Below are 13,080 nucleotides of genomic sequence, written 5' to 3' on the forward strand. Positions count from 1 at the left end.
TTATGAACACAAAAAACAAACTTTATTTGATCGCCTTTGCATTTGTTTCATTTGCTATGGCAAGCTGTTCCAGTGAAGATCCAGTACCTGAAAATGACGGCGAAGTGATCACAGATGTCACGCTGATGTTTCAGGAAATTGACGCCAGTGGGAATGCGGTAGGTTCACCAGTTGAGTTCACTGCTTCGGACGCAGAAGGAATTGAAGTGGGTGGCGCGCCAACGATAGAAACGGTGATGTTGGCCAAAGGTAAAACCTATGAGATGTCTATCGAAGTGTATAATTCCATTGAAAATGAAAACATCACTGAGGAGATCCAAGAGGAAGGTGATGAGCACCAGTTTTATTTCTTAGGATCTGCTTTCACTAGCTCTCCATTCCTATCTTATACCTATGATGATGAGGGCACAGAATTGATTGGATTGAAAGGCATCGTATCTGTGCAGCAAAGTCCAGGTTTTAGCACTGCGGAGATGCGGGTGATCCTTCGTCATGATTTAGACAAAAACTTTCCTGGAGCTGACAACCCAAATTTCACAGACTATGCACAGGCAGGTGGTGAATCTGATTTGGACATCACTTTCCCTGTTGTAGTAGAATAATTACAAATCCCTTATAAACACCAAAAGCAGCGAAATCGCTACTTTTGGTGTTTAAGCCTAAATCCAAACCATTAAAAATCAGGGGAACAAATCGTCATCTGCTCAGCATCAAATCGCCCAAGTTCCTCTACGTTGGAACCTACATTTCCAGCTACCAAAATCACTTCGTAATCCGGTCCTTCATTTGCCAGATGCACTTTTACATGACCATCGAAAGTCTTCATATCTTCAAAGCTTAGCTTTGTACCATCCATCAAGGTGCCTAGGACAGTTTTACTTAGCAGATCTGCACCACTCACCGGAGTAAGCATAACTGCCATAGGGGCATCCGGATCTGTATAGCTTCCGTAGTGTAAATGAGCTGGAAAGGTGGTGGCAGCTGTACTTCTTTCTCCGACTAACTGTATGGTAACTTCCAGGTTTCCATCTATCAATTCTCGGACAGAAAAAGTCCCACTGTAATCAAAATCACTGGCTTTATATAATTGAAAATCCAATTTTTGTCCCGTATAAAGATCTTGATCGCTTTCAGAGCACGATCCAAAACCAATCAAAACTAGAAGTACTAAAATTACATTTCTCATAGGTCTATTTTTCTAAGCTCAACGGAAACAGATTTGCATCTGTTCGGTTATTTCTGAAATTACAAATTCATTTGGAATTCTTTCCCTTTTCTTTGGGTAGGTTCACCGCCTAAACTTCCTCGTTAAATATACTTATGAAAGAAACGCGTCTGGCAATTGGTTTGGATTATTTTCAAAAGAAAGGCTGGACGCTTTTCCCGTTTCAAAAGCAGACTTGGAATGATTACCTCGACGGGAAATCCGGGCTATTAAACGCCCCGACAGGATCAGGAAAAACCTTTGCGCTTTGGTTTCCTGTCATCTTGGAATACATCAAGAACAATCAGGATACGTGGCAAAAGCCTAAGAAAAATGGTATCCAGCTAATATGGGTCACTCCGCTCCGAGCACTTGCTCAGGATATCCAAAAAGCAATGCAAGAAGTCTGTGAGACCATTGGGCTGCCCTGGCAGGTAGCGGTCAGAAATGGTGATACAGATTCTAAAACCCGCGCTGCGATCAAAAGAAGACCTCCAGAGTGTCTGATTACCACTCCAGAGACTTTACATGTGCTGATTTCCCAAAAAGGTCATGCAGATCTGTTTCGAACCGTTCAGGCTGTGGTTGTTGATGAATGGCATGAATTGGTAGGAAACAAGCGAGGGGTTCAGGTGCAGTTGGCACTGGAATACATGCAGTCAATCTGCCCAACCACCTTCCGCAGATGGGCGGTGTCAGCTACCATAGGGAATCTGGAAGCTGCTGCCAAGACTCTTCTGGGGGAAGAAATGCCTACTCATATCGTAAAAGCTGATATCAAGAAGCAGATCATTCTAAACACAGTGATTCCTGAAGAAGTGGAGAAATATCCTTGGCATGGACACCTGGGAATCAGAATGCTGGATCAGGTAATCCCTATAATTGAATCAGGGAAAACCGTACTTCTCTTTACCAATACCCGGTCACAAACTGAAATCTGGTATCAGAAGATACTCGAAGCCAGACCGGACTGGGCAGGCTGGATTGCCATGCATCATGGTTCCTTAGACATGGCTGTCCGCGGATGGGTGGAAAATGCCCTGCATGAAGGGAAATTAAAGTTAGTCGTATGTACTTCTAGTTTAGACTTAGGAGTTGATTTCCGTCCGGTAAACCGGGTCATACAAGTAGGAAGTCCAAAAGGAGTTTCAAGATTTATGCAAAGAGCTGGGCGAGCTTCTCATCAGCCGGGATTGCCCTCTGAGATATTCTTTGTACCTACTAATTCCCTGGAATTGATCGAAGCGGCTGCGCTTAGAGATGCGATAGAAAAGGAAGAAACGGAATCTCAATTCCCTCCGGTTTTAGCTTACGATGTCCTGATTCAATTTTTGGTAACACTCGCAGTTGGCGATGGATTTGAAGAAAAATCAATTTATGAAGTAGTCAAAAAGTGCCATTCGTATAAAGACTTATCTGTGGCCGAGATGTCTTGGGTTATGGACTTCATCACAAAGGGAGGAGCTTCCCTTGGGAGCTATGAGGACTTTTTGAAGGTAATTCAAACAGAGGATGGACTCTACAGAGTCACGAATAAAAAGATTGCAATGAAACACAGATTGTCCATGGGAACGATCGTTTCGGAAGCAATGATCAAGGTGAAATTCAAAAATGGTGCTTACCTCGGCACGGTAGAAGAATCCTTTATTTCCAAAATGAAAATCGGTGACCGTTTTTTCTTTACTGGTAGAAGCCTTGAATTGCTTCGCGTAAATGGGTTGACAGCTACAGTGAAAGTCTCTGAGAAAAAGACCACAAATGTAGTGAGTTGGATGGGTGCAAGAATGTCGCTTTCATCTAAGCTGGCAGATAAAATCAGGGAGATTTTTGAACTCTACAATCAAGGAATTTCGATTTCAGAAGAGATCGTCCACGTATCCCCTATTCTGGAGCTTCAAAATCGCCTTTCTATAGTCCCAAACCGGGACACATTTCTGATAGAAGCACATCAAACCAATCAGGGATTTCACCTCTTTTTTTACCCTTTTGAAGGTCGGGCAATTCATGAGTTGATGAGCGCTTTGATCGCCTACCGAATCAGTGTGAGCTATCCTGTGACCTTTAGCATGGCGATGAACGATTATGGGTTTGAGCTGCTTTGCGACAGCTATATGAATATTGAAGAAATACTGGAGGAAGATCTCTTTTCTCTTAAAAACCTACGTGAGGACATACTACGCTGTGTAAATGAGACGGAAATGACCCGACGGAAATTCAGGGAAATCGCAAGTATTGCTGGCTTGGTTTTCCAAGGATACCCAGGAAAACCAACTACCTTCAAGCATATTCAAGCCAATTCCAGTCTGCTTTTTCAAGTCTTCGAGCAATATGACCCTGAAAACTTACTATTGAAACAAGCGCATGGAGAAGCGATAGATCAGCAGATGGAGGAAGATAAAATGATTCATGCGCTGCAAAAAATAAACGGTCAATACTTAGTTGTAAAGCATCCAGTGCAGTTCACACCTTTTTCATTTCCAATCATGGTAGATCGGCTGAGCAGAACATCGATTAGTTCGGAATCAATAGAAGATCGGATCGCTAAGATACAAGCCCAGTTTCAAGTCATGGATTAATTAGCTCTCCAGAAGAATGGAGTGAATAAAATCAGGAGTGTAAATAGCTCCAATCGCCCAAGAAGCATGATTACCGAAAGGAAGATTTTTGCCGTAGGCGAGAAAAACGCAAAATTATCCACTGGACCTACTTTGCCTATTCCCGGACCCACATTTCCCAAAGAAGTAGCTACAGCACCTAAGGAAGTAGCAAGATCATAGCCCATCAGAGAAAGTGCCAATGCTCCCAAAACAAAAGTAAGTAGATAGATCAGCAGGAAATTCATGATATGTGTGATGATTCTCCCGGTCACCCGGTCTCCATTGATCATCAGCGGGACTATTGCTCTTGGATGAACCAATCTCTTAAATTCCAGCCATGAATTTTTAATGAACGTCAGGTGACGCACGAATTTGATCCCGCCTGCGGTAGAACCCGCACAGCCTCCCAAAAACAACAACATGAAACAGATAAAAGTCACTCCTTGACTATACTGCGTGTAATCATCGCTCACGAAACCTGTGGTAGTCACAATAGAAACTACCTGAAACAAAGATTTACGGAAAGCCAATTCATGGCTCACTCCGCCATTGGCAAAAATCGGGTAATAGAGGATAATAGAAAGTGCCAAAAGCGCCAAACCGTAGGTTTTGAACTCATCACTTCGCAACACGCGCTTAAACTTTCCAATCAAGCCAAAATAGATTACCGTAAAGTTGGTTCCTGCCAAAAACATGAAAAAGATCGCTACATACTGTATAAATGCTGAATCGTAGTAGGCCATGCTGGCATTTTTAGTAGAGAAACCTCCCGTAGCCAATGTAGTCAAGGCGTGATTGATCGCATCGAAAAAGGTCATTCCTCCTACCCAGTAAAGTGAGGTGGCCAACACTGTAAGCCCTACATAGACATACCAAAGGCGCTTTGCTGTCTCAGAAATTCTCGGGTGAACTTTATCCGAAGTAGGCCCGGGAGACTCTGCTACAAAGAGCTCAATCCCGCCGATTCCCAAGAGTGGAAAAATTGCGACTGTTAGCACGATTATCCCCAATCCTCCAATCCACTGGGTCATACTTCGCCAAAAAAGCAACCCTTTTGGCATAGCTTCAATATCTGTCAGAATAGAGGCTCCCGTGGTAGTGAGACCCGACATGGTCTCAAAAAGAGCATCTGAAAAGCTCCCTATTTCCTGACTAAGCACGTAAGGAAGCATCCCAAAGCCAGCCATAAAAACCCAGCTCAAAGCCACAATCAAGTATCCTTCTCGCTTTCTAATATTTTGGTCCTGCTTTGAAAAAGAGAAAAAGAGCGTAGCACCAATTACCATAGTGATCACAGCCGAGCTCAAAATCGGCCAGGGGTCCTCTTCAAAATGAATAGAAAAAATAATCCCGGGAAGCATCAACAGGGAAATCAGCACCAAGAGTGCGCCCATGATTTTCCCGATTTCTTTAAAATGGATCATCCCTTAATGAAACAGTTTTTCCAGCGCATTTTTTGCTTCAGGCAGCGCCAAAACAATTGCTTTATCATTCAAATCCAGCTGAAAATCACCGTCAGGGATAAAAACTTCCTCTCCTCTGATTACTCCGGCTACGATAGCTGAATCCGGAAAATGCAATTCTCTCAGCGGATTTTTGATCAATCGGTTATTCTTACAGACGGAATATTGGATAAACTCCGCATCTACACCATAGATACCGGAAACTGCTTCCACTGTACCTTTTTTCAAAAACCTGGACACTTCATTAGCAGCTACCAGCTTTTTGTTGATCAATGAATCCACACCTATACTATGGGAAATATGGATGTACTCCCGTGTATCTACGTGGGCAATAGTCTTGTAAACCCCATGATTTTTGGCTGTCAAACTTGCAATAATATTGGTCTCGGAGGATTCGGTCAAGGCAAGAAATGCATCCATCTGCTCTAGGCCTTCCTCGATGAGTAATTCTACATTCTTATAATCACCGTTGATCACCAGCGAGTTTTTGAGATTCTCTGCCAGCCATTTACAGCGTTCCTTGTCCTTGTTGATTAGCGTTACCCGGAAATGGTCTTCCAGCCTAAGCGCTGTGGTCAGCGCCATATCATCCCCACCGATAATCATCACATTCTTAATGGTATGCTTTTCCTGACCTAGCACTTCCATGATGGTCTGTGTATTTTTCTTATTAGAGATGAAAAATACGTGGTCGTTATTTCGGATGATTGTACTTCCCCTAGGGATGAGTGTTTTTTGATCCCTGAGAATCGCTATGATCCGAATGTCATCAAATATAGGGTTGGACTTGGTGTCCATTATCCGCTGATTGACTAGAGGATTGCTTTGATCTAGTGTGATCCCCACGATATTCAGCTTGCCACCTTCAAAATCGAAAACTTCCGTAAAACTGGAATTCTCTATCATGTTGAAAATATGCTTGCTGCAAAGCATAGTTGGTGAAATCAAATTATCTATGCCTAGATTTTTGAAGTAGGACATGTTCTCTGATTCCATGTAGGAGTGATTTCTCACTCTGGCCATCACCCGCTTTGCACCAAGTTGCTTGGCCAAAACTGCAGTCACAATATTGGTTTTCTCAGAGGTAGTCACAGCCAAGACCATGCTTGCTCGATTGACGTTGGCGCGTTTGAGGATCTCAAATGAGGTAGCATCTCCCTGAACTGTTAATACATCGAGCTTGGAGGACACATAGTCCAATACTTCTCTGTCTGTATCGATCAGCGTAATATCCTTATTATCGTAACTTAATTGCTCAGCGAGGTGGTAACCCATATCTCCAGCACCGGCAATCACAATATTCATCCCCATAGAGGTAATTCAGGTGATTTTTGAATTGGCAAAAATAATAGCTTTCTAAATGGTAATCAGATATTAAGCAATTTCTTTTCTGCCTTACGGGTCAAAGTAACAAAGCTAAATCCTAAAAATTCACTTTTGAGTCAGTTTTTTGAAGGGACATTTTCAAGACTTATCTCCTTCAATTGGTTCAATCCTCGAGAAGCTTACTGCTTTCAGCTTCGGGCAATTCCTGAATGTCTTTAAGCTTTCGCTGAATAACTCTCGTCCGGGCACCGACCAGCTTGTCTAGTTCAGAATTGGCTTCATTTAGCTTCTTCTGGGTCTTTTCGATCAACTCTCCAAACTTCCCAAACTCAGTTTTGATCGCTCCCAAAATCTGCCAAACCTCCGAGCTACGCTTCTGAATAGCCAGCGTCCGAAACCCCATTTGAAGACTATTCAAGATTGCAGAAAGTGTGGTAGGGCCAGTGACCAGCACTTTATATTCCTGTTGGATTTGCTGAGTCAGTCCAGGTTCACGTAGGATTTCTGCATAGAGGCTTTCTACTGGGAGAAACAGAATGGCGAAATCCGTAGTGTGAGGAGGATTGATGTATTTGTTCTGTATATCCTGAGCAGCTTTTTTTACCGCTTTGAAAAGCTCAGTTCTAGCCATTGTAATCTCTGCTTTAGACGCTACTTCATACGCATCAACAAGCCTCAGATAAGACTCCTGAGGGAATTTCGAATCAATCGGCAATAATACAGGCTCATGTTGACCGGGCATTTTCACCGCGAATTCCACCCGCTCGCGGTTCCCTTTGCCAACTTCTGCATTTAAAATATACTGCTCTGCAGTAAGCAGATTCTCCAAAATTGCCTGCAACTGATATTCACCAAGCACTCCCCGGCTTTTCACATTGGTCAAAACCCGCTTCAGATCCCCGACTCCATTTGCGAGACTTTGCATTTCACCTAGTCCCTTTTGTACTGCCTGAAGCTGATTGCTCACCATTTCAAAAGACTGTCCCAAACGGGTTTCCAACGTCTTCTGAAGCTTTTCATCTACTGTCTCACGGATCTTTTCCAAGCGCAACTCTGTAGTTTTCATCAAATCCTCCTGCCTTCTGTTCAATTCGGAAAACTTCTCCCGCTGAAGTGAATTAAACTCTTGCACATTTTGTCTAAAAACCTCTCCAAAAGACTTCAACGCCTCATTTTGATCTTTGGAATTGGCTCGGATACTGTTAAATACCAACTGAAACTGATTCGCCAGATTCTCACTAGCCTCACGTCTGGATTGCGCCAAAGCTACTTCTAGCTCTTTGCTCATTCTAGCAAGTTCTGCTTGCAAAAAGGCTTTTTCCTGCTCATTATTCTTTCGTAGAAAAAATAAAAGCATGAAAATCACTTGAAGAATGATTACTACAATAATCAAATACTCAATCGGCATATGTCATCAGTTTGGGTTCTTGAAAGTAGTCCTTTCGTACTTCCACCCCTAAAAATGAGAGATATTTAGCGACAGATTCCGTCGGTATTTCTTCCATCGGCACATGAGCAGCATTGTCAAAAACAACCAGTTTAGATCCAGGAATTGCTTTTTCTAAAGCATACCCCTGAGTTACAGGAATCCACGAATCCTCTTTTCCCCACATGATCAAAGTAGGCATATCCAACCTGTCAAAGTCAATTCGTGATTCTCGCGGTGCTCCCATTCGATCCAAAGTCGCTTTTCTATTCCCCTTCCGAAGCATCAGCTCATAATACCGGGTAATGGCCTCATCAGTGACCTTTTCGGGATCAGCATACACTTGTTTCATATTCATCCCAAAAAGAAACTTGGGAGTGCATTTCAGAAGTATGGATGAAAGCACTGGATTCTTTGCCAATTTAAAAATCCAAGGATCACTTTTCTTTGATTCTTTTAAATCCAAATTTTTATTTAAAGTAGAAGGAACACCTGAAGCATCTACAAAATTCAAAGAGAGCACTTTATCTGGTCTAGTAGAAGCTACCTGCATCGCCACTGCTCCACCCATAGAATTACCCGCCAAGTGAAATTTATCAAGATTCAGCTTTTCAGATAACTCCAAAACCAAAAGAGAGTAATCTGTCAAACTATATCGCTTCAGCTCATCTGGACCAGTAAGTCCATGCCCGGGAAAATCGATGGAAATAGTCAAAAAGTAGGGGCTCAACTCTTGCTGCCAAGCATCCCAGGTATGCAGTGAAGAAAAGCTACCATGAAGGAGAATTATTGGCTCACCTTCTCCTATTATCCGCACATGGACATTGATACCGTCTAGGGAAATAAAATGGGATTCTCCTGTAGCGTATTTTTGCTCAATTTCCTCTGCTGGGATATCATTTCTATAACATAACCCTAAAAAGAACAAACACGCGAAAAGAATAACAGTCAATACTTTTAAAATTCGTTTGATCCAACCCATAAATTCGGCTTTTTTGAAATAATGTTTATTCTCGGTAGAATAGAAAAAGTACAAAAATTCTACCCTAATCTCTAGCTAAACCTTTAAAGATAAACCTTGAGTCTTAAAACATTTTTTAAAAATCTCGGGCCGGGCTCTATCATCGCCGCTGCTTTCATCGGCCCCGGTACGGTGACCGTCTGCACTTTGGCCGGAGTCAATTTTGGGTTTGCTTTACTTTGGGCATTGGGATTATCGATTATTGCTACGGTGATTCTGCAGGAAATTTCCGGCAGACTTGGATTGGTGACTGGTCAGGATCTCAGCCAATTGATACGTAATCAAACCGGAAAGCCACTTTTCAGAGTGTTCTCCATGATTCTGGTGCTGATAGCCATTGGACTTGGAAATGCCGCTTACGAATCCGGAAATATATCAGGAACCAATTTGGGATTGCAGGTTTTCTGGGATGCACCGATCATCAATGTTGCAAGTTTTGAAATACAAACAGGAAATCTAATCCTAGGCCTTTTTGCTTTTGCTATACTTTGGCTGGGAAATTATAAAGCGCTGGAGCGAATACTGGTTGCTTTGGTGATATTCATGTCTATAGCTTTCTCAGTGACAGCCATTCTCACAAAACCCGATTGGTCAGCTGTTTTTTCAGGGTTTATCCCAAGTTGGAATGACGCAAATCTCCCAACGCTTGTCGCTTTAATCGGAACTACCGTAGTTCCTTACAACCTGTTTCTTTATGCCAGTTTAGCCAAAAATCGTTGGTCAGGGTCTGAAGATATTGTATGGATGCGAAGAGATATTGCAATTTCCATAATTCTAGGCGGGTTGGTTTCCATGGCTATTTTGATGGTAGGAGCAGCAAATACGAGCAGCGAAATCAAAAGCGCTATTGATGTATCCAAAGGTCTGGAAGGAGTCTTCGGAAGCTTTGCAAAATACTTGATGGGATTTGGCTTGATGGCAGCTGGACTTACTTCCAGCATCACTGCACCACTGGCTGCTGGATTGGTAATCTGTGGAATACTGGGCTGGAGTCAGGAAATCCAATCCCGATCCATGCGAGCTTCGATGGGAGTAATCGTAGGTCTGGGATTACTTTTTGCTTCCTTAGGAATCAAACCTGTGCAATTGATCACGCTTGCCCAACTGGCTAATGGAGTTCTTCTTCCACTTATCAGCGGATGGATTATCTGGGTTGCTTCGCAAAAAGAAACACTAGGGGATTACCGAAATAGATTAGGCTACACTTTCCTGGCGGTTTTGATCTGGCTAGTCACTTTGGTCCTGGGTTTGAAAAGTATTTTGGCGGTTTTGGGGATTACATTTTAGTAGAATTTTTCAGCAGGTTTTACTTGAATTATTCTATTCTAATTCTATCCCACTCGCTATCCAAAACACTATAATAAATCGTATCTCTTCGTCTTCCATGCGTAAGCAAGGTGTGGCTTCTCAAGATCCCCTCTTCTACAGCACCTAATTTTAGCAATGCTTTTCGGGCTGGCATATTCAGCACATCGGTTTTTATTTCTACGCGCTTGAGCTTTAGTGTCTCAAAGCAATAGTCCAGCATCAAAAGCTTCATCGCTTGATTTATTCCTGTTCCATGAAACTTTCTTCCAAGCCAAGTCCAGCCTATTTCTATGCGTTCATCTCGTTCAGAAAAATTTCCAAAAGCAGTACTTCCCACTGCTTGATTGTGGTGTTTGTCCCAAACCAAAAACTGTAAGCGACTTCCAGCAAAAGCAGGCTTTGCCCATTCTACAAATTCCTCAGGGACGCTCAGGTCATAAGTGAAATAAGTCCATAGACTTGGATCAGTTGCCAAGGACATCAAAACAGGAAAATCCTGCTCTGTGATAGGCCTGAGCAGGATTTTATCATTCTCTAAAACTAAATTCGGATTGAGCATTAGCCTAAAACTTCTGTGATTGCTTGATTATAAAGTTTGACCTCTTCGATGGTGCCGGTTGAAATTCTACACCAGTCAGTTAAGGGTTCAAATGGCCTGCCGATGATAAAACCTTTGTCATACATCACCTTGTTCAATTCTTTGATAGTTCTTCCAGATTGGAAAAAGATGAAATTGGCATGGGAATCTAAATAAGGCAATTTTAATTCATTTAGAGTATGTGTAAGTAAAGCTTTTGCTTCATTCGTTTTCTGAAGAGAAAAGTTGTAAAAATCAGTATCCAGTAGCGCTGCTTTACTCGCTTCAATCGCCATAATATTTGTATTGGCGACCACGCGATCTGAAAGCATTTTGGCCAACTCAGGCTTTGCTATCAAATACCCCATTCTGATTCCTGCTAGTCCATAAACTTTAGAAAAAGTACGGGAGACGATTACATCATAGCCTTCCTTCACCAACTCAACCATGGACGGGTAGTTTGGCTCCTTGATGTAATCGTAATAGGCTTCATCAGAGAAAACCACCGCTTGCTTACTTACCGTTTTGCAAAAATCAACGACTTGATTCGCTGGAAGTAATTTGCCCGTTGGGTTATTCGGATTACATAGAAAAACCATTTTAGTTTTATAGGAAACACGCTTTTCTATTTCCTCCAGATCGAAGTCTAAGTCCTTATTCAGAGGAACCCAATTGATATCCGTACCCCATACCTCTGCATAATTCATCATGGTCAAAAAAGTAGGCGAGCAGGAAATAATCTCTCCCCCACTGCCAAAGGTAATTCCTGCAATCTTTAGTCCTTCAGTAGATCCTGCGACTAGTACAACATGATCCTCAGGCACCCCCTCTTTTTCAGCGATCATTTTGACTAGATCAGCATTGTAGCCCCAAGGATACCTACAGCCATTATCAAAACCTTTAGTCATCGCCTTTCTCATAGATTCAGAAGGTCCATATGGATTTTCGTTAGAGCCTAAGCGAATAGGTGAAGCTATGGATCTGGGGTTAAACCTTCTGACTTCCTCGGCACTAAGCGAACTGATGACACCTGTAGTTCCTAAGGCAGCTAAGCCAGTGCCAAGCGAAGCTTTTTTTAACCATAATCTTCTTGAAATTCCTGACATAATTTCACCTTTTAATTGTTAAAATAATAATATATAACCGCACCTATTGGAATATTTTCATCAGTAAAGATCTTTTATTAACAATAGCCTGTTTGGTATAAACGACCTATTATAAAATTATCTATTATTATTTGTTAGTGGCTCAAAATAATTATTTAAATTATACAAAAGCGAAATTAACCCTAAACCCTAATATTCATGAAAAAGCTATTATTTTTCTTAGTCTTTGGGATGCTTTGGGTAAGTAGTCTCAAGGCTCAGCAAACGCAGTATATGGTATTCGAATTTGTCAAAGTTGAAAACGAGCAACTTTTTGACTACATCGAATTTAAAGATTTAATGGAAAAAGTTTACCGGCAGGCGCTAAGCGACAAGAGAATCAAAGGTTGGGATTTCTGGTCTTTACAATCCGGTGGCGATCGTTCCGATTTTCAATACATCATGGTCACCTATTACGATGATCCTGTGAAAATGATGAATGGGCTCGATGAACAGTCGATGATGGAATACACCAAAATTGCCTACCCGCATCTGAACAGCTTACAGGTGAGCAAATTGTTTCAAGAATCACTGAGTATGCGTGATATGCCCATGAGGCTGTATATGCGAGAGATTGCACATACTAATGATAACTTCCAAATGAAACCAGGTGTATTGGCATCTTTCGATCTGATGAAAGCGAAAGAAGGGAATTTTGAAGCTTATGAAGAGGCTGAGTCAACGACATTCAAACCCATACACCAGAAGTTTGTAGAGCAAGGTTTGATGGGACATTGGAGCTTGCTGAGAACGGCACTTCCTCTTGGGTCTGAAGCCAAATCCACGCATTTGACCATGAATGTGTATAAAGATTACATGCAGTTTTTCAATGCCCAATCCTATGAGGATATGAATCAAACAGAGGCACAACGATTAGCTGTAAATGAAGGGTTAAACTCCAGAGATCAAAAATGGGTTTACCTGGCAACATTAGAAAACGTAGTTCGATAGTCCGGTTGGAACTTACGCGGGAGGCTTCGGAAGGAGCTTCCCTTTTTTTATGTCAAATTAGA

Annotated in this window: 11 protein-coding genes; 4 read left to right on the top strand and 7 right to left on the bottom strand. The window is 42.1% G+C overall.

Going from position 1 to position 13,080, the window contains the following annotated elements:
• The first annotated feature begins 2 nt into the window (after positions 1 to 2).
• Complete coding sequence (locus tag BM386_RS18120) at positions 3 to 602, top strand: hypothetical protein (protein WP_091696858.1); 600 nt, start codon at positions 3 to 5, stop codon at positions 600 to 602.
• A 71-nt stretch (positions 603 to 673) separates the two neighbouring features.
• On the opposite strand, the gene BM386_RS18125 is transcribed toward BM386_RS18120, so the two are convergent.
• The gene (locus tag BM386_RS18125) at positions 674 to 1,186 is read right to left on the bottom strand and encodes a hypothetical protein (RefSeq protein WP_091696859.1); all 513 of its coding nucleotides are present in this window, start codon (positions 1,184 to 1,186) and stop codon (positions 674 to 676) included.
• A gap of 134 nt (positions 1,187 to 1,320) precedes the next feature.
• Here BM386_RS18125 and BM386_RS18130 point away from each other — a divergent pair, with 134 nt between their 5' ends.
• The gene (locus BM386_RS18130; RefSeq protein ID WP_091696861.1) at positions 1,321 to 3,780 is read left to right on the top strand and encodes a ligase-associated DNA damage response DEXH box helicase; all 2,460 of its coding nucleotides are present in this window, start codon (positions 1,321 to 1,323) and stop codon (positions 3,778 to 3,780) included.
• Here BM386_RS18130 and BM386_RS18135 read toward each other — a convergent pair.
• The 4 genes from BM386_RS18135 to BM386_RS18150 all read right to left on the bottom strand — a co-directional run bounded on the left by BM386_RS18135 (position 3,777) and on the right by BM386_RS18150 (position 8,998).
• Entirely contained in the window at positions 3,777 to 5,225 is a 1,449-nt protein-coding gene (locus BM386_RS18135) for a TrkH family potassium uptake protein (RefSeq protein WP_091696863.1), read from the bottom strand. The two genes, BM386_RS18130 and BM386_RS18135, sit on opposite strands and share 4 nt — an antisense overlap.
• A gap of 3 nt (positions 5,226 to 5,228) precedes the next feature.
• On the bottom strand, positions 5,229 to 6,575 hold the full coding sequence (trkA, locus tag BM386_RS18140) for a Trk system potassium transporter TrkA (RefSeq protein ID WP_091696865.1): 1,347 nt from the start codon (positions 6,573 to 6,575) through the stop codon (positions 5,229 to 5,231).
• A 178-nt stretch (positions 6,576 to 6,753) separates the two neighbouring features.
• Entirely contained in the window at positions 6,754 to 7,998 is a 1,245-nt protein-coding gene (locus BM386_RS18145) for a DNA recombination protein RmuC (protein ID WP_091696866.1), read from the bottom strand.
• Entirely contained in the window at positions 7,988 to 8,998 is a 1,011-nt protein-coding gene (locus BM386_RS18150; RefSeq protein ID WP_091697199.1) for an alpha/beta fold hydrolase, read from the bottom strand. Before BM386_RS18150 ends, BM386_RS18145 begins: the two co-directional genes overlap by 11 nt.
• A gap of 96 nt (positions 8,999 to 9,094) precedes the next feature.
• On the opposite strand from BM386_RS18150, the gene BM386_RS18155 reads away from it, so the two are divergent.
• On the top strand, positions 9,095 to 10,324 hold the full coding sequence (locus tag BM386_RS18155; RefSeq protein WP_091696868.1) for an Nramp family divalent metal transporter: 1,230 nt from the start codon (positions 9,095 to 9,097) through the stop codon (positions 10,322 to 10,324).
• A 28-nt stretch (positions 10,325 to 10,352) separates the two neighbouring features.
• On the opposite strand, the gene BM386_RS18160 is transcribed toward BM386_RS18155, so the two are convergent.
• Complete coding sequence (locus BM386_RS18160) at positions 10,353 to 10,904, bottom strand: GNAT family N-acetyltransferase (RefSeq protein WP_091696870.1); 552 nt, start codon at positions 10,902 to 10,904, stop codon at positions 10,353 to 10,355.
• The gene (locus BM386_RS18165) at positions 10,904 to 12,028 is read right to left on the bottom strand and encodes a pyridoxal phosphate-dependent aminotransferase (protein ID WP_091696872.1); all 1,125 of its coding nucleotides are present in this window, start codon (positions 12,026 to 12,028) and stop codon (positions 10,904 to 10,906) included. Before BM386_RS18165 ends, BM386_RS18160 begins: the two co-directional genes overlap by 1 nt.
• Before the next feature lie 198 nt (positions 12,029 to 12,226).
• Here BM386_RS18165 and BM386_RS18170 point away from each other — a divergent pair, with 198 nt between their 5' ends.
• A complete protein-coding gene (locus tag BM386_RS18170; RefSeq protein ID WP_170857128.1) occupies positions 12,227 to 13,018 on the top strand; it encodes a hypothetical protein in 792 nt (263 codons plus the stop codon).
• Positions 13,019 to 13,080: the final 62 nt, after the last annotated feature.

The organism is Algoriphagus locisalis, assembly GCF_900116615.1.
In the GTDB taxonomy this organism is placed as follows: domain Bacteria; phylum Bacteroidota; class Bacteroidia; order Cytophagales; family Cyclobacteriaceae; genus Algoriphagus; species Algoriphagus locisalis.